This is a genomic window from Enterobacter cloacae complex sp. HYC042_NIDB (genome assembly GCF_056673315.1).
The window spans coordinates 2723127-2738038 of record NZ_CP109650.1 but is presented as its reverse complement, the minus strand read 5'-3'; the positions used below and the strand labels follow the sequence as shown (position 1 = coordinate 2738038).

The 14912-nt window shown below is 49.5% G+C and carries 18 protein-coding genes and 2 pseudogenes; 12 read left to right on the top strand and 8 right to left on the bottom strand.

All coding sequences use genetic code 11. From position 1 onward, the window contains the following. Positions 1 to 66 precede the first annotated feature (66 nt). The 3 genes from OKF39_RS13145 to OKF39_RS13135 all read left to right on the top strand — a co-directional run bounded on the left by OKF39_RS13145 (position 67) and on the right by OKF39_RS13135 (position 3021). Positions 67 to 1089 carry a tail fiber domain-containing protein gene (locus OKF39_RS13145; protein WP_479983023.1) on the top strand — a complete coding sequence of 341 codons (1023 nt, stop codon included), beginning with the start codon at positions 67 to 69 and terminating at the stop codon, positions 1087 to 1089. 241 nt (positions 1090 to 1330) lie between these two features. Beyond that, a complete protein-coding gene (locus tag OKF39_RS13140) occupies positions 1331 to 1750 on the top strand; it encodes a translesion error-prone DNA polymerase V autoproteolytic subunit (protein WP_059357634.1) in 420 nt (139 codons plus the stop codon). A gap of 2 nt (positions 1751 to 1752) precedes the next feature. Then, the gene (locus OKF39_RS13135) at positions 1753 to 3021 is read left to right on the top strand and encodes a Y-family DNA polymerase (RefSeq protein WP_061098078.1); all 1269 of its coding nucleotides are present in this window, start codon (positions 1753 to 1755) and stop codon (positions 3019 to 3021) included. 376 nt (positions 3022 to 3397) lie between these two features. On the opposite strand, the gene OKF39_RS13130 is transcribed toward OKF39_RS13135, so the two are convergent. Together OKF39_RS13130 and OKF39_RS13125 are read right to left on the bottom strand one after the other, a co-directional pair. After that, positions 3398 to 3736 carry a hypothetical protein gene (locus tag OKF39_RS13130; RefSeq protein WP_126345475.1) on the bottom strand — a complete coding sequence of 113 codons (339 nt, stop codon included), beginning with the start codon at positions 3734 to 3736 and terminating at the stop codon, positions 3398 to 3400. 173 nt (positions 3737 to 3909) lie between these two features. Further along, positions 3910 to 4137, bottom strand: coding sequence for a hypothetical protein (locus OKF39_RS13125; protein WP_061098079.1), 228 nt, complete (start codon positions 4135 to 4137; stop codon positions 3910 to 3912). A gap of 148 nt (positions 4138 to 4285) precedes the next feature. Between OKF39_RS13125 and OKF39_RS13120 the strand changes: the two genes are divergently transcribed. Then, positions 4286 to 4450: a YnfU family zinc-binding protein gene (locus OKF39_RS13120; protein WP_213729873.1), complete on the top strand. Its 165-nt coding sequence runs from the start codon at positions 4286 to 4288 to the stop codon at positions 4448 to 4450. A gap of 241 nt (positions 4451 to 4691) precedes the next feature. Here the strand turns inward: OKF39_RS13120 and OKF39_RS13115 are convergent, their stop codons facing one another. Continuing rightward, the gene (locus OKF39_RS13115) at positions 4692 to 4910 is read right to left on the bottom strand and encodes a cold shock domain-containing protein (RefSeq protein ID WP_045370991.1); all 219 of its coding nucleotides are present in this window, start codon (positions 4908 to 4910) and stop codon (positions 4692 to 4694) included. 287 nt (positions 4911 to 5197) lie between these two features. On the opposite strand from OKF39_RS13115, the gene cspF reads away from it, so the two are divergent. Next, entirely contained in the window at positions 5198 to 5410 is a 213-nt protein-coding gene (cspF, locus tag OKF39_RS13110; protein WP_248239327.1) for a cold shock-like protein CspF, read from the top strand. 51 nt (positions 5411 to 5461) lie between these two features. Here the strand turns inward: cspF and OKF39_RS13105 are convergent, their stop codons facing one another. Together OKF39_RS13105 and OKF39_RS13100 are read right to left on the bottom strand one after the other, a co-directional pair. Beyond that, the gene (locus OKF39_RS13105) at positions 5462 to 6136 is read right to left on the bottom strand and encodes an SOS response-associated peptidase (RefSeq protein WP_248239328.1); all 675 of its coding nucleotides are present in this window, start codon (positions 6134 to 6136) and stop codon (positions 5462 to 5464) included. Positions 6137 to 6434: 298 nt separating this feature from the next. Next, a pseudogene (locus OKF39_RS13100) lies at positions 6435 to 6608 on the bottom strand (site-specific integrase); the annotation flags it as partial. Here OKF39_RS13100 and OKF39_RS13095 point away from each other — a divergent pair. The 6 genes and pseudogenes from OKF39_RS13095 to OKF39_RS13070 form a co-directional block, all read left to right on the top strand. After that, positions 6605 to 6688 (top strand): annotated as a pseudogene (locus OKF39_RS13095) (ABC transporter); the annotation flags it as partial. The pseudogenes OKF39_RS13100 and OKF39_RS13095 overlap by 4 nt on opposite strands. Before the next feature lie 133 nt (positions 6689 to 6821). Continuing rightward, positions 6822 to 7166 (top strand): DUF1294 domain-containing protein, encoded by a 345-nt coding sequence (locus OKF39_RS13090; protein WP_479983022.1) that lies wholly within the window; start codon positions 6822 to 6824, stop codon positions 7164 to 7166. A gap of 95 nt (positions 7167 to 7261) precedes the next feature. Further along, positions 7262 to 7690 carry a VOC family protein gene (locus OKF39_RS13085; RefSeq protein WP_028013318.1) on the top strand — a complete coding sequence of 143 codons (429 nt, stop codon included), beginning with the start codon at positions 7262 to 7264 and terminating at the stop codon, positions 7688 to 7690. Positions 7691 to 7754: 64 nt separating this feature from the next. Further along, positions 7755 to 7952: a hypothetical protein gene (locus OKF39_RS13080; RefSeq protein ID WP_049136498.1), complete on the top strand. Its 198-nt coding sequence runs from the start codon at positions 7755 to 7757 to the stop codon at positions 7950 to 7952. 3 nt (positions 7953 to 7955) lie between these two features. Then, the gene (locus tag OKF39_RS13075; RefSeq protein WP_041909734.1) at positions 7956 to 8378 is read left to right on the top strand and encodes a GFA family protein; all 423 of its coding nucleotides are present in this window, start codon (positions 7956 to 7958) and stop codon (positions 8376 to 8378) included. Positions 8379 to 8446: 68 nt separating this feature from the next. After that, entirely contained in the window at positions 8447 to 8524 is a 78-nt protein-coding gene (locus OKF39_RS13070; RefSeq protein WP_223239581.1) for a hypothetical protein, read from the top strand. A gap of 332 nt (positions 8525 to 8856) precedes the next feature. Here the strand turns inward: OKF39_RS13070 and ompC are convergent, their stop codons facing one another. Both ompC and nifJ read right to left on the bottom strand, forming a co-directional pair. Then, positions 8857 to 9996 (bottom strand): porin OmpC, encoded by a 1140-nt coding sequence (gene ompC / locus OKF39_RS13065; RefSeq protein ID WP_028013315.1) that lies wholly within the window; start codon positions 9994 to 9996, stop codon positions 8857 to 8859. 389 nt (positions 9997 to 10385) lie between these two features. Continuing rightward, positions 10386 to 13910 (bottom strand): pyruvate:ferredoxin (flavodoxin) oxidoreductase, encoded by a 3525-nt coding sequence (nifJ, locus tag OKF39_RS13060; protein ID WP_063154247.1) that lies wholly within the window; start codon positions 13908 to 13910, stop codon positions 10386 to 10388. Positions 13911 to 14181: 271 nt separating this feature from the next. Here nifJ and OKF39_RS13055 point away from each other — a divergent pair, with 271 nt between their 5' ends. Then, on the top strand, positions 14182 to 14448 hold the full coding sequence (locus tag OKF39_RS13055) for a putative hemolysin (protein ID WP_028013313.1): 267 nt from the start codon (positions 14182 to 14184) through the stop codon (positions 14446 to 14448). On the opposite strand, the gene hslJ is transcribed toward OKF39_RS13055, so the two are convergent. Continuing rightward, the gene (gene hslJ / locus OKF39_RS13050) at positions 14449 to 14886 is read right to left on the bottom strand and encodes a heat shock protein HslJ (RefSeq protein ID WP_028013312.1); all 438 of its coding nucleotides are present in this window, start codon (positions 14884 to 14886) and stop codon (positions 14449 to 14451) included. Positions 14887 to 14912: the final 26 nt, after the last annotated feature.

Genomic DNA, 14912 nt, shown 5'->3' with positions numbered 1-14912 from the left:
GGCAAACCGGATGGTAAAGTTGCTTAACGAGACGGACGCGGACCTTTCGGTGCGGCTACCGGAACCGTGGCGGCCGGGAATGATTCGCGTCTTAACACCATTGAAGGAAAGTTAGGCGGTACTGTTACAGGAAGCATAATCTCAACCGCAGGTAATGAGGTCGGTATCGCTACTGGTAGTGGGGGTAATAAAGCCATTACTTTAGGTAATGTTGGCTCCGATGGTCCGGCCGAGAATTATGTTAACTGGCTTTCTGGTAACTATTATTCGGGCACCTGGCGGCTCGGTGCAGTACGCGGCGCGGGAACTGATTTAGCTCGGGTACAAATGAACATCTTTGACGGTGTAAGCTCCGGTGCTGATTTCCGCTGGTACCCTTATGGTGCGTTTCAGTCTAAAAGTCATATCGGCCCCGGTGAGGGGTACGGTGGCGGTTACCAAGATATTGTTAACGGCTACAGCACGAACACATCGTTTGCACGCCCAAACCTATCAACTCCAAACGATAGTGGATTTGTACCATTTGGCAGGTGGCATACCTATTGCTCAGGGGGGTATCACGCCGTTACCGCTCTTGGATCTATTTCCCAGGGGAAAAGCAACTGGCCATCTATTGAACTTGTAACCATTGGTGATAGCGGATCTGCAGGAACGCGTATTTTCTCGTTTAATACCGTTACCGCGGATATTTCAGTTTCAGGCAGTGGTGGTTTTGGGGGCAATTATATTTTCTCTAAACAACCAAACTGTGATATCGAACTGAAACATAGTGTGAAATACGATGATGGTTATCAGTCATACGAGAATATCAAGAAATTCCTGCCAGCAACTTACGTATACAACGATGACCCTTTGGAGAGAGTTCGCCGAGGTGTTATCGCTCAGGATGTCATGAAGATCGACAGTGAGTACGTAACGTTGGTCCCTGCAGCACCGAAATTTGATGGTGAAGGCAACAGGGTTGATGCTGACGATACGTTAGCGCTGGATAGCAACGTCATCATGCTTGATACCGTGTTGGCACTGAACTACGTCATTAAACAGCTGGAGGCAACACAGAAAGAGCTCCAGGAGCTTAAGCAAAAATAGCGGAATCATGAAGACTTAGCTTTCAGTCGCAGCCCGTTCTGGCATTTAACGGGCTTTGTCTCCCTCAAATCTGCTTACATCTGCGCCATTATTGAAAAATTTACAAAAGAGATAATTCGAAACGAGAGATAAACTTAGAAACGAAACGGCGAAGCTTTAAGCAGTGACGATAGGGCCTGTATCTTGCGGACACTTACAAATAAAACTACTGTATATAAAAACAGTATTTGAGGTGTGTGCAATGGAATTCATCAGGCCAACAGAACTGCGAGATATTATCGCTCTTCCGCTTTTCAGTGACTTAGTACAGTGTGGTTTCCCAAGCCCCGCAGCTGATTACGTTGAACAGCGTATCGATCTCAATGAGTTACTTGTCGCTCACCCGAGCTCTACATATTTCGTCAAAGCCGCGGGGGATTCAATGATCGAAGCCGGGATAAGCGACGGTGATCTGCTGGTGGTGGATAGTTCGCGCACGGCTGAGCACGGTGACATTGTCATCGCCGCGGTTGAAGGGGAATTCACTGTTAAGCGTTTGCAGTTGCGTCCAAATGTCCAACTCATCCCAATGAATAGCGCCTACAGTCCGATTGTTGTAGGCAGCGAAGATACGCTGGACGTTTTCGGCGTTGTTACTTTCATCGTCAAATCGGCGAGCTGAGTATGTTTGCGCTCTGCGACGTGAATTCGTTCTACGCATCATGCGAGACGGTGTTTCGTCCCGATTTGAAAGGGCGGCCAGTGGTTGTTCTTTCGAACAATGACGGCTGCGTAATCGCGCGCAGCGCCGAGGCCAAGGCGGCTGGAATTACAATGGGAGAGCCTTTCTTCAAGCAAAAGGACTTATTTCGGCGCGCTGGGGTTGTTTGCTTCAGCAGTAACTACGAGCTGTACGCAGACATGTCGAATCGAGTAATGACCACACTGGAGGAGTTGAGCCCTCGCGTAGAAATTTACAGTATCGATGAAGCATTTTGTGACCTAACAGGTGTTCGCAATTGCCGGGATCTTACTGAGTTCGGCAAAGAAATCCGCGCTACCGTTCTGAAGCGGACGCACCTGACTGTCGGGATTGGAATTGCCCAGACAAAGACACTGGCCAAGCTGGCCAACCACGCCGCGAAGAAATGGCAGCGGCAAACGGGAGGGGTAGTTGATTTATCCAATATCGACCGCCAGCGCCGATTGCTCGACATCGTGCCAGTAGAAGATGTATGGGGCGTAGGCAGGCGCATCAGTAAGAAGCTGAATGCCATGGGCATCAAAACAGCTCTGGACCTTTCTGAACAAAGCACGTGGATTATCCGCAAACACTTTAATGTCGTCCTGGAGCGAACTGTCCGGGAGCTGCGCGGCGAGCCCTGTCTCGAGCTGGAGGAATTTGCGCCGGCAAAGCAGGAGATCGTCTGTAGCAGGTCATTCGGTGAACGCGTCACTGATTACGAACAAATGAGGCAGGCCATTTGCAGTTATGCGGCCCGAGGCGCAGAAAAGTTGCGGGGAGAGCATCAGTACTGCCGCTTTATTTCTGCGTTCGTGAAAACCTCTCCCTTTGCGCTTAACGAGCCATATTACGGTAACAGCGCGTCCATGAAGCTTCTCACCCCTACACAGGATTCCCGCGACATAATCAACGCCGCGGTAAAGTGCCTGGACAAAATCTGGAAGGATGGCTATCGCTATCAAAAGGCTGGAATCATGCTGGGAGATTTTTTCAGCCAAGGGGTGGCGCAGTTGAACCTTTTCGATGAGAACGCTCCACGCGCAGGAAGCGATAAGTTGATGGAGGTGCTCGATCACTTGAACGCGAAAGATGGAAAAGGAACGCTTTACTTTGCCGGGCAGGGCATACAGCAGCAGTGGCAGATGAAACGGGATATGTTATCTCCACGATATACTACGAGGTATTCAGACCTAATAAAAGTTAGATGATTCTTTAAACGGTCTATTCATTCGAGCCTAATTATCGGCTATGAGTATTAACAGTAATATGTCTAAGACTATGCTTTTGTAATGTAAATAAGCCCCTGCAATTATACAGGGGCTTACGGATATGATGCCGGGTGCCTCCCGGTGAGTCATTGAGCTAACCACTCGTGACTCGCTGCTTCAGAAATTCACGATGAGCCGCTTGATATACAAATCATCAGGTTAATTAGCCCTGCCGCTTAGGAGGATTCATCATTAAACCGAATGTAACAGCAATGCTTAGCAAATGATACAATATTTACTGATGTTCCTCATGATTTTCTTTCGCAGTTTTCACGATCGCAGCATTTTGAGATGGTGAAGGCTGAAATAACGATGTTCATTTTTTTTCTTTAAGTCTTGAAACAAAGGTTAAGGTTTTTTCTTCTGGGCAAATCATTAGAAAAATTGCTGTGGGAAACTCTTCTAAACGTGTAATTCCATGCAGCATCTGGTAGAGTCTTTTTTTTAGTATTTCTGCTCCATCTTTTTCAGACTGCCACTCTAAAACTGCCTGCCCCTCTGAACCAATGAATGCATGGGATGGAAGTTTAACGCCTCGGTTTGACTTACTTGAATAGTTTCTGTCATGCAAGAGACCCAAGAGAAGAGGGTTGATATTATTATCTGAGGATCGTGCTTCAATAACTATTAATACTGTGTATTGTAGGATTTTCATGGAAGCCTTATGGTTGCTTCAGCAATAAAGTCATATTGCCATGATGTTGGATGCACTTGTCTTAATTATAATTGTTTGTGTGGGGGTAAAAAAAAGCCTGCATTAAGCAGGCCATAATAATTAAACGTAGTTATAATAATGATTTTATGAATGTTGGCGTTGAATCTCAGGCGTCAAAGATACTTCTGCGCCGCATCTAATATTTCCTGAGAGGTAAGCTCTCGATCTGATGCCACATAAACCACTTCATGGTCACCTGTTAAAGAGGGAAAACCTGCTGACATTATCTGAAGGTTTATCACTTCTCCATTAGGATATTCTTCGAGTATTGATGTCACACCTTTAAGCACAGTGATAACTTTACTTGGCTTACCATTAAAAAAAATGATTACTTTTTTCATATATCACCATGTATTTTGAGGGTTTCTAGCCCCTGCAGGTGGTCGAAAGAGTTCTGTTTGTTCATTTTTTTTGCCTCTTTCGAAATTAAAACAAGCATTATACAGTCTTAACGTGTACTGTAACGGTCCATTTGAACTGGAGAAGTCTATGTCTGCACGTAAAAATACTCAATTCCGCCGAAATTATTTGGTAAAATGTCCTTGTCCAAACTGCTCAAAAGATTCCGAACATAGTTACAATCGTGTACAAAAGGGGGCTCAGTTGGTGTGCCCATACTGCTGTGCTTTGTTCAAATCTTCCCAGCGCTTCTAAAAAAAATTATTAAAAAATAAGAAGTGATGCTTTTGGAGGCTGCCTAACCTCTTACGCACTTTAGTATTTTATAAGCAGTTAGCTTCTGCTTTGAGACTGTTCATGCAGCAGTCCTGCATTTCATCACATCGGTCAGCAAACTTGATGGTAAGTAAATATGCTGGCCTGTTGTAATGATGTGAGTAACCGAACATCACCTTTCACTGATAAAGTCATGCTGGCTTAAGTAAACCATCTAAAATTATCTATCGCAAAGTGTTACATTGGCAGCGATTGGACCTTTAGTTCCAGCTATGATAGCGAATTTGACTTTTTGTCCTTCAAAAAGAGTATTAAATGTTTCTCCCAGCAGGGAAGAAGTGTGAACAACAACATCTTTACTTCCATCGAGTGGGGAGATAAAACCAAACCCCTTATCTTCGTTAAACCACTTAACAAGACCTATGATTTTAGATGACATACAAACTCCGTTTGAACATTTCAACTGACAAGCAAGCTCATGATAAGAAACGTATGCTGGTATATGTATGGACTCAAGAGGAGGAGGTATCAGAGATAACACCTGGTTATGAGAACGGCTTTTGGAAAAGTTAGATTCATCATCGCAACGAATCAGTCAAACCATTAAGGCACGTGTTGAAAGATTAAGCAAATTTTATTTTAGCCTTCCGGAAGGCCAATAAGATAGGATTAGCTATTATTAACCAATCCTGTATAGTCAAATCTGGATTGCCATTAGGAAAATATTTGTCTCGTAAAATGACAGGAATTGTCAAAAGTTTTGACTTCAAGAGCGGAAGGGGATTGATTATCCCATCAGATGGCAGAAAAGATGTTTTTTTACATATTTCTGCATTAAGAAATAATGAAAGCCAAACGTTAAAACCTGGCGTTCGTGTTGAATTTTATCGTATAAATGGGCTTAGTGGCCCGATGGCTGCAAATATATTTCTTTCTTAAAGTGAGATAATATTGAACCAAATATAAAGTACACATCAAAAGTACATCAGATTATATATCTATTTGTTCTATCAATTTTATCCCCTGATTTTTTACATTTCCTACTTCACGGGTCACAGCATGCCAGATAAACATCTCAGCTGGTACAGAGCCGTCAGATACAATCTCTTCCGCTTCTTTCCCTCCAACGTCCTGGCGCATCCATTCCCGGGCCGCTTCTGGCGATAGGACCAGGGGCCGGCGGTCGTGAATATCCACTAGGCCTTTGTCAGCGGCAGACGTTACTATCAGAAAACCTTCTGCCTCATCGCCTCGCTCAAACGGTGTGCTGCCGATAGCCGCCATAAAAATCGGCTGACCGTCTGCCCGATGGATAAAATAAGGTTGTTTCTTGTCACCTTCCTTCTTCCACTCGAACCATCCATCTGCAAAGCAGATCGCCCGGCCATGTTGCCACAGAGGTTTAAACATTCTGCTTGCGGCCGCGGTTTCGACGCGAGCGTTAATCAGTGGCGGCTTATCCCACCATCCGGGCGCATAACCCCATAAAACCGGATCAAGATGCAGCTGCTCGTCGCGTTCGCTCAACAGCAGCACTTTGGTGCCGGGCGCGACGTTGTATCGGCCAATAGGTTCAGGGTCGTATGCGATGCCGCGATCAGCTTCATCGGACAGGTAAGCCAGGTATTCTTCACGCGTTTGAGCTTGTGCAAAACGCCCACACATAGAAACCTCCACCCAGATGTCAGACTTAAAGTATAGGGCAGGGAGAAGAAGGGTGGCGCACTGGCTAGTGTTAGGGGCAAATTTAGGGGCAAAAATGCGAAATAGGGGCAAAAAAAGGGCATTAAAAATGTAGTTCTGGGTAGCTTTAGGGAGAAGTTATTATGCTATAACTAATTGAATTCAATGGTAAAGCAAATGATATCAATGAGTTGGCAAAATCAGCGTAGCTTATTCAGGTTGTATTGTTCTTTCTTTGTATTGGATTGATTTTCTTGCATTTATTACTACCTTCGGAGCCAGTAGCGGCGAAAGACGGGTTAGCGCCGGCAGATAATAGCCAGCAGGCAAAAGTATGCCGCGTATGGTACGGATTCCGGCGGCGAATGCCAGCACGTTTTACACTCTGCGCAATAGCTAATAAAGCGTAGTCGGCTTTCTGTTCGCCATCCGGGAGAGGGGGGACCAAAACAAACTGGCGTTATCGTTGAACGCGGAAGCCATAAGGTACTGCTTGCTCATGATGGAGCGTATGCGCAGCTTCACAAAATGTAATTCGGTGCGTCGAAGAGGTCATTCATTTTGAGGCCGCATGCAAAAGCGGGCTGATAGCACCTGACCGGATACATGCGTAAGATAGCGTATAATGCTTTCCCAACATACGCTTACATATTCCGTGACTGACCCTATGACATTGAATCGCTTTTGTTTTGTTCTGCTGATCTTCACTGCGATCGGCAGCTTTTTTTCCTCGTATCCTTTTGCAATGTGGTTTCTGCTGATTAATATGCTGACGATAGCGATTTATGGTGTCGACAAAACGGCGGCACGAAAAACGATGCGCAGGATACCGGAAGTCACTTTACTGACGTTTGGTACTGTGGGAGGGTGGCCAGGCGCCATATTGGGCCAACAGCTCTTTCGCCATAAAACGCAGAAGCAACCCTTCAAAACTTGGTTTTTGCTGAGCATCGTCGTGAATATTTCAGCCACGGCGGCGCTTTATCATTTCTGTCCCATTATTCTTTTTTGAACGTCATCAAGACCGCACAAATTCACCGTTGACCTCAAGTTAACTTAAGCTTTTAAGATGGCTACGACATGTTGATACAGGAGTAACATCTTAATATGAAAGATATTGATGTAGGATTCACTCATGTTGCGTTTATGGTCAGGGATCTGGAGAAGAGCCTTGCTTTTTATCGCCGATATGCCGGGATGGACGTCATCCATTCGCGTGAGCCCGATCTTCCAACTGCCCGTAAAGTGGCGTGGCTAACTGACCATACGCGTCCTTTTGCGCTGGTTCTGGTGCAGGCGGACACCGTGACCGATACGCCGCTGGGGCATTTTGGCCACCTTGGGATTGCCTGCGCCACGCGCGAAGAAATTGACAGAAAAACTGCGATGGCCGCTAAAGAAGGGGTGTTGAGGAAAGCGCCGGAAGATCTGGGTGACCCCGTCGGCTATTATGTATTTTTTGCCGATCCTGACGGTAATACCTTAGAGCTCTCATACGGCCAGCGTGTCGGAATAACAGCGATTCAGGCGAAATAGTAAAACGCCTGAAAACGGTCTGAAAAATCCTGCTACGCTTGTTTGTTGTATCAGGAGCATGAGTATGAAGAACAAAGACGAACAAACAGGATTAGTGGGGCTGGCGATCGGGGCCGCCGTTATAGGGCTGGTTTCATCGCAAAAAACGATCGATCGTGACAGCATTGTCAACGAACTTGTCAGGCTGGGCAGGCAGAAAGGCGATGGTGTAGAAGATGAGGTTTTTCTCAAAGCTGCCGAACTGGTAAGAAAAGGGATATAGCCAATGGCTGACATTCGTCATGCACAGTGCCACTGTGGTGCGGTGGCTTTTACCGTCGAACTGACTGACGGCTTGAATACCGCGCGGCGCTGCAGCTGCTCTTTTTGCCGTATGCGGGGCGCGGTTGTGGTCTCTGCACCGCTGTCGGGTATCACCGTGACCAGAGGTGAGGATAAGCTGACGGAGTATCGGTTCAACACGGGGACGGCGCGCCATTTCTTCTGCTCGGTCTGCGGGATTTACACGTTCCATCAGCGTCGCTCTAACCCAAATGAATACGGCGTCAATGTGGCCTGTTTTAAAAATGTGTCGCCGTTTGATTTCCCAGAAGTGACGGTGATGGATGGCGTAAACCATCCGAGCGACGGCGAAAGCGGCGTTTTTGGCTATCTCTCGTTTCGCAAAAAAGAGACCAATCAAGATTAATTACCGCCTGGCCTTTTTTTTATCAGCCTGGCTATAGTGGGAAGTGGGTTTCTAAAACAGGAGAAATTATGCTCTGTGTAGAAAAAGACGATCCGCGTGAGGCCCCGGAATCAGGGGATAAAAAACCTCAACCCGTGAAAAAATAACGCTCGAAATGCGTATGACCGCCACCGGCACTGCTGGTGGCTTTTTTCTGGGATTCACTGTTAATGGTGATCCAGATGGTTTAGCAGCGTGCCGAGATGCCCGACAATATCTCGAAAATCAAAGATTAACGCCATCCACAAGCATGCTAAAAGTGTCAGAATAGTAACGGATATACGACCAAACAACGCAGGTATCCTTAATGAAGAGGGGGATATCGGCGCAGTCTAACCCGCTTTCTTTCAACTTATCCTCAACAATATCGCGATAAAGCGCTGTTGTAAGACAAACATCAAAAAAAGGAGAGCCCGCATGACGCTGCGGGCTCTGACCATCAGAACTGGTAAACCAGGCCTAATGCAACGACATCGTCGGTGCTGATACCGTTGTTTTTGTAGAAGCTGTCATCTTCATCCAGCAGGTTGATTTTATAATCAACATAGGTCGACATGTTCTTGTTGAAATAGTAGGTCGCGCCTACGTCCGCATATTTAACCAGGTCCTGATCGCCCTGACCGTTGCCCAGGTCTTTCCCTTTAGACTGCAGGTAAGAAATGGCCGGACGCAGACCGAAATCGAACTGGTACTGTGCGGTCACTTCGAAGTTCTGAGTTTTGTTGGCAATACCACCGCCTGATTTGCTATCACCTGAACCGTACGGCGTCATATTACGGGTTTCAGAATACATCGCCGCCAGGTAGATATTATTTGCGTCATATTTGAGGCCTGCAGTCCAGGCATCCGCTTTATCACCACCCGCATATTGAGACGCAGCGCCAGTACCTGCGCTTACCTGGTCATTTGTACGGTCAGATGAGGCGTAGGCGGCACCGGCACTGAACCCCATGCCGAAATCATAGGTGGTTGAAATACCGAAGCCGTCGCCATTCTCATAACGCATGTCGCGGCCGTTGTTGGTGCCTTCCTGATTGTTGCTGGCATCTTCATTGTTGCCCTGATACTGCAGCGCGAAGTTCAGACCCTGCACCAGACCATAGAAATCAGTGTTGCGGTAGGTTGCCACGCCGTTGGCGCGGCCGGTCATAAAGTTATCCGCATAGGTGTAAGAGTCGCCGCCGAACTCAGGCAGCATATCGGTCCAGCCTTCCACGTCGTACAGCACGCCATAGTTACGACCATAATCGAAGGAACCGTAGTCACCCACTTTGACACCCGCGAAGGCCAGACGCGTCCAGGACTGATTATCAGACCCTTCGGTGTTATTCGCCTGAATGTTATATTCCCACTGCGCGTAGCCGGTCATCATGTCGTTAATCTGCGTTTCACCTTTGAAACCCAGACGCATGTATGTTTGATCGCCGTCTTTAGAGGCATCGTCGGAGAAATAGTGCAGACCATCTACTTTTCCGTACAGATCTAATTTGTTGCCGTCTTTATTATAAATTTCTGCCGCATGCGCGGCGCCAGCCATTAACAGAGCTGGAATCATCAGAGCCAGTACTTTTCTTTGCATCGTGATATTCCTTTGCAGTTGTTTTTATTTGATTACCTGTTGAACTTCCCGGATAAGAAAGTTGTCTCATGCTAAATCACTCCTGCGAAAGAGTAATAAAATATAATTGTTACTAATTGAGTAAAATCTCAAATGAATAAATCCGCGGAAATGATCATTGTTGTGGTGAATGATTGAAAATGATTCATATTAAATAAAAATTATTAATCAGCGGTTGAATCAGGTAATCTCTGTGGCGTTATATGCCTTTAAGATTATTTATCCATAATTATCGTGAATGTCATTTGGGAAACTAAAGAGAGATTCATTAATTATCTGGATTAGCCCGGTGTGAAGACATCGGGCTTTTTTTATGGCAAAAAAATGCCCGGACAAGCCGGGCAGTGGAGTTAGTCGCTGGTTGATTTTTCGGCTTTACCCGCCATTTGTGCCAGGAAGTCATACCGTTTTTGCAGATCTTCGGCGGCGTCTTTCCAGAGCTGTTCTGCCACCTCAGGCTGTTGCGCATTCAGACGGCGGAAGCGCTGTTCCTGCATCAGCGTCTCTGCCAGGGCATCTGACGGCGGACGTGAATCCAGCGCCAGCGGTAATTTGCCCTCGTCCGCACGGCGCGGATCGAACCGGTAGAGCGGCCAGAAGCCGGTGGCCGTCAGCTGACGCATCTGATCGTGGCTGAGGGCCAGGTCGTAGCCATGCTCTTCGCACGGGCTGTAGGCAATGATCAGCGACGGCCCCGGATACGCTTCAGCCTCCTGAATGGCTTTCACCGTCTGGTTAAGCTGCGCCCCCAGCGAGATTTGCGCGACGTAAACGTGGCCGTACATCATCATGCTCACGCCGAGATCCTTACGTGCCTTGCGTTTACCGTGTTCACCAAATTTCGTGACGGCGCCCAGCGGCGTGGCTTTCGATGCCTGCCCACCGGTATTGGAATAACACTGCGTATCCAGAACCAGAATGTTGACGTTTTCGGTCAGGCTTAACACATGATCCAGCCCGCCAAAGCCGATGTCGTAGGCCCAGCCGTCACCGCCAATCAGCCAGATCGATTTTTCTACCAGGGCGTCAGCGTCGGTCAGAAGCTGTTCAGCGCCGTCAATTCCCTTGAGTGCGCTGCGAAGTGCAGCTACCTGCTCGCGACGAACCTCTGGCGTGGCTTCTGCGTGTAGCGCCGCGTTAAGTTCAGCCGGGATCTTATCGGCAAATTGTTCAAGCAGGCGCATCACACGCGCGCGGTGCTGGTCAACGGTGAGTCGGAAGCCCAGGCCAAACTCGGCATTATCCTCGAACAGGGAGTTTGCCCATGCCGGACCGCGCCCATTCGCATCGGTGGTGTACGGCGTGGAGGGCAGGTTACCGCCATAGATAGACGAGCAGCCGGTGGCGTTGGCAATCAGCATCCTGTCACCATACAGCTGGGTAAGCAGTTTGATGTACGGCGTTTCACCGCAGCCGGAGCATGCGCCGGAGTACTCGAACAGCGGCGTGATCAGCTGCGAGGTACGAATATCAATGCGTTCCAGCTTGCTGCGATCGATTTCCGGCAGGTTCAGGAAGAAGTCATAATTCACTTTTTCTTCTTCAACGTGTTCAAGGCGCGACATCATATTGATGGCTTTGATGTCCGGGTTCTGCCTGTCCTTCGCCGGGCAGACCTCAACGCACAGGTTACACCCGGTGCAGTCTTCCGGTGCGACCTGCAGAACGTATTTCTGGCCGCGCATGTCGCGGGATTTTACATCCAGAGAGTGCAGGCTGGCCGGGGCATCTTCCATTGCTTCCGGTGACACCACTTTGGCGCGAATGGCAGAGTGCGGGCAGGCCGCGACGCAGTGGTTACACTGGGTACAGAGTTCTTCTTTCCAGATGGGGATCGCTTCGGCGATGTTGCGTTTTTCCCAGCGGGTGGTGCCCATCGGCCAGGTTCCGTCCGGCGGCAGCGCAGAGACGGGCAGGGCATCACCCAGCCCGGCCAGCATGGCGGCCGTGACGGTCTTCACGAAATCAGGTGCGGCATCCGAGACCACCGGAGGGCGATTCGGGCTGGCGTCATTGACCGGCTGCAGCGGCACCTCGAACAGCGACTCGCGCGCCAGCGCCAGCGCCTGCCAGTTTCGCTCTACCAGCTCCTGCCCCTTGCTGCTGTAGCTTTTGGCGATGGCGCCCTGAAGTTCCACCAGCGCGCTGTCGCCCGGCAGGATATTGGTCAGATGGAAGAAGGCCATTTGCATGACGGTATTAATACGCGCGGCCAGGCCACATTCGCGGGCAATTTTCGCCGCGTTAACCACATAGAATCGGGCTTTTTTCTGATTCAGCACCGTCTGTACTTCCTGCGGCAGGCGTGCCCAGACCTCATCCGCATTGTATGGCGTATTAAGGAGGAAAATACCGCCGGGCTTCAGGCGCTCAGCCATCTGGTACTTGTCGATAAACTGCAGCTGATGGCAGCCAACAAAGTCGGCCTGAGAAATAAGGTAGGCCGAGCGGATGGGCTGCTCGCTGACGCGCAGGTGAGAAACGGTCAGACCGCCAGCTTTTTTGGAGTCGTAGACGAAGTAACCCTGCGCGTACCACGGGGTTGAATTGCCGATGATCTTGATGTTGTTTTTGGTGGCCGAGACGCTGCCGTCGCTGCCCAGGCCGTAGAACAGCGCTTCAAGTTTGGCTGTCGCAGGCAGGGTATTTTCCGGTAAAGGCAGGGAAAGATTCGTTACGTCATCATAAATGCCGACCGTGAAACGCGGCTTAGGTTTCGCTTCCCTTAGCTCGTTAAACACGGCCAGCACGCAGTCCGGGCCAAACTCTTTGGAAGACAGGCCATAGCGACCGCCGATAACGCGCGGTAGCGTTTCACGTTCGCCGTTATTAAAGGCTTCAGCGAGGGCAGTCATCACGTCAAGATACAGCGGTTCCGCGTGTGCGCCAGGCTCTTTGGTTCGATCGAGCACCGCCACGGTACGCGCGCTTTCCGGCAGGGCAGAGAGCAGATGTTTAGCCGAGAACGGGCGGTAAAGACGCACTTTAAGCACGCCGACCTTTTCGCCGCGGGTCAGCAGCTCGTCAACGACTTCTTCACAGGTGCCGATAGCAGATCCCATCAGCACAATCACGCGCTCAGCCTGCGGATGGCCGTAGTATTCGAACGGCTTGTACTCGCGTCCGGTTGCGGCGGCAAAGTCATTCATTGCCTGCTCGACGTGGTCATAAACCGCGTTGTACCACGGGTTTGTGGCCTCGCGTGACTGGAAATAAGTATCCGGGTTTGCTGATGTCCCGCGAATTACCGGATGTTCCGGGTTAAGGGCGCGGGCGCGATGCGCGTCAATTTCCGCCTGTGGCAGCAGATCCAGGATAGTCTCGTCCGCCAGCGGGACGATTTTGTTGATTTCGTGAGAGGTACGGAAACCATCAAAGAAGTGAATAAACGGAACGCGACTTTTAAGCGTGGCGATATGCGAAATTAAGGCAAAGTCCTGCGCTTCCTGAACGCTGCTGGCGCACAGCATCGCGCACCCGGTCTGGCGCACGGCCATCACGTCCGAGTGATCGCCAAAAATTGAGAGTGCGTGGGTGGCCACCGTACGCGCCGCGACGTGCAGGACGAAGGGGGTCAGTTGACCCGCGAGTTTGTACAGCGTTGGGATCATCAACAGCAATCCTTGAGAGGAGGTGAACGAGGTGGAAAGCGCGCCAGTCTGCAGCGCACCGTGGACCGTAGCAATCGCACCCGCTTCAGACTGCATTTCAACCACTCTCGGGACATCGCCCCAGACGTTTTTTAACCCGTTTCCCGCCCAGGCATCCGCCTGCTCGGCCATAGTTGAACTTGGCGTGATCGGATAAATGGCGATAACTTCACTGGTGCGAAACGCGACTGAGGCAACTGCACCATTACCGTCAATAGTTTGCATAGGACGACACCCTTACATTGCGCAAAAAATAGGGGGCTGTCATAAGGCGACAAACCCTGAATATTATCTGTGTAGTCTAGCAAACAGGGGGTTTTACGATTTTCGCTTTTGTGTCCTCGGTATTCCCACCATCAATGGTTAGATCAAACTTAGGGCGAAAAAATTGCGAGAAATTGTTTCAGCGGCGCATAAATACGCACTTCCGCTCTCGACGACACGGGATGTGATGCCTATTATGCTTAGGTTTCGCACTAATTACGGGGAAGAGAGCATGCGTTCAGCATTTTGGGTAGGGTGTGCCGCGTTGTTGTTGTCGGCATGTAGCAGTGAACCTGTGCAGCAGGCCACGGCGGCCCACGTGGCGCCGGGAATGAAAGCGGCAATGTCCAGTTCAGGCCAGGCCAACTGCGCCATGATTGGCGGCTCGCTGTCTGTTGCCCGCCAGCTTGACGGTTCGGCTATTGGGATGTGCGCCTTGCCAAACGGCAAACGCTGCAGTGAACAGTCGCTTGCCGTTGGAAGCTGCGGTAGCTACTGATTATTCTGCTCGCTTAAACATCAGCGTCTTATCGGCCGTCGCCAGCGTCAGCTGGTCTTCAGTCAGGTCGACCTGCGCCCCTTTGCGCAGCATGTCGCCGATGGCCTGATCCAGTTCGTTAAGCTGTGGTTCGGTACAAAGTTTGCGGGTCATCGCCAGCGTTTTCACTTTCAGCTCACCTTCGGACAGCTTTCCCTGCCCGTTGAAGCGGTTACACATCTGGCCCGAAACGCTAATGTTATCAATGAGGCTAATGTCGGGAAGCGCGTTAAAAGCGATCTCAGGCTGCGTTGTCATGCCCTTCACGGATTTGCCGTCCACGTTTTCCAGAACAAAACGGTGGCTCTTCAGCTGATCCGGCTGAACGGATGCTTTGCCCGGATTAACGCAGCCGCTGAGGACAAGGCTGATAACACTTAACGCGATGAGCTTTTTCATTTTTCTTCTCAAATAATAAATTCTGT

What these genes read in the sequence shown, in the direction of transcription:
- OKF39_RS13140 (WP_059357634.1), top strand. Translation starts at nt 1,331, where the DNA reads ATGGAATTCATCAGGCCAACAGAACTGCGAGATATTATCGCTCTTCCG.
- OKF39_RS13135 (WP_061098078.1), top strand. Translation starts at nt 1,753, where the DNA reads ATGTTTGCGCTCTGCGACGTGAATTCGTTCTACGCATCATGCGAGACG.
- OKF39_RS13130 (WP_126345475.1), bottom strand. Translation starts at nt 3,736, where the DNA reads ATGAAAATCCTACAATACACAGTATTAATAGTTATTGAAGCACGATCC.
- OKF39_RS13125 (WP_061098079.1), bottom strand. Translation starts at nt 4,137, where the DNA reads ATGAAAAAAGTAATCATTTTTTTTAATGGTAAGCCAAGTAAAGTTATC.
- OKF39_RS13120 (WP_213729873.1), top strand. Translation starts at nt 4,286, where the DNA reads ATGTCTGCACGTAAAAATACTCAATTCCGCCGAAATTATTTGGTAAAA.
- OKF39_RS13115 (WP_045370991.1), bottom strand. Translation starts at nt 4,910, where the DNA reads ATGTCATCTAAAATCATAGGTCTTGTTAAGTGGTTTAACGAAGATAAG.
- OKF39_RS13105 (WP_248239328.1), bottom strand. Translation starts at nt 6,136, where the DNA reads ATGTGTGGGCGTTTTGCACAAGCTCAAACGCGTGAAGAATACCTGGCT.
- OKF39_RS13090 (WP_479983022.1), top strand. Translation starts at nt 6,822, where the DNA reads ATGACATTGAATCGCTTTTGTTTTGTTCTGCTGATCTTCACTGCGATC.
- OKF39_RS13085 (WP_028013318.1), top strand. Translation starts at nt 7,262, where the DNA reads ATGAAAGATATTGATGTAGGATTCACTCATGTTGCGTTTATGGTCAGG.
- OKF39_RS13080 (WP_049136498.1), top strand. Translation starts at nt 7,755, where the DNA reads ATGAAGAACAAAGACGAACAAACAGGATTAGTGGGGCTGGCGATCGGG.
- OKF39_RS13075 (WP_041909734.1), top strand. Translation starts at nt 7,956, where the DNA reads ATGGCTGACATTCGTCATGCACAGTGCCACTGTGGTGCGGTGGCTTTT.
- OKF39_RS13070 (WP_223239581.1), top strand. Translation starts at nt 8,447, where the DNA reads ATGCTCTGTGTAGAAAAAGACGATCCGCGTGAGGCCCCGGAATCAGGG.
- ompC (WP_028013315.1), bottom strand. Translation starts at nt 9,996, where the DNA reads ATGCAAAGAAAAGTACTGGCTCTGATGATTCCAGCTCTGTTAATGGCT.
- nifJ (WP_063154247.1), bottom strand. Translation starts at nt 13,910, where the DNA reads ATGCAAACTATTGACGGTAATGGTGCAGTTGCCTCAGTCGCGTTTCGC.
- OKF39_RS13055 (WP_028013313.1), top strand. Translation starts at nt 14,182, where the DNA reads ATGCGTTCAGCATTTTGGGTAGGGTGTGCCGCGTTGTTGTTGTCGGCA.
- hslJ (WP_028013312.1), bottom strand. Translation starts at nt 14,886, where the DNA reads ATGAAAAAGCTCATCGCGTTAAGTGTTATCAGCCTTGTCCTCAGCGGC.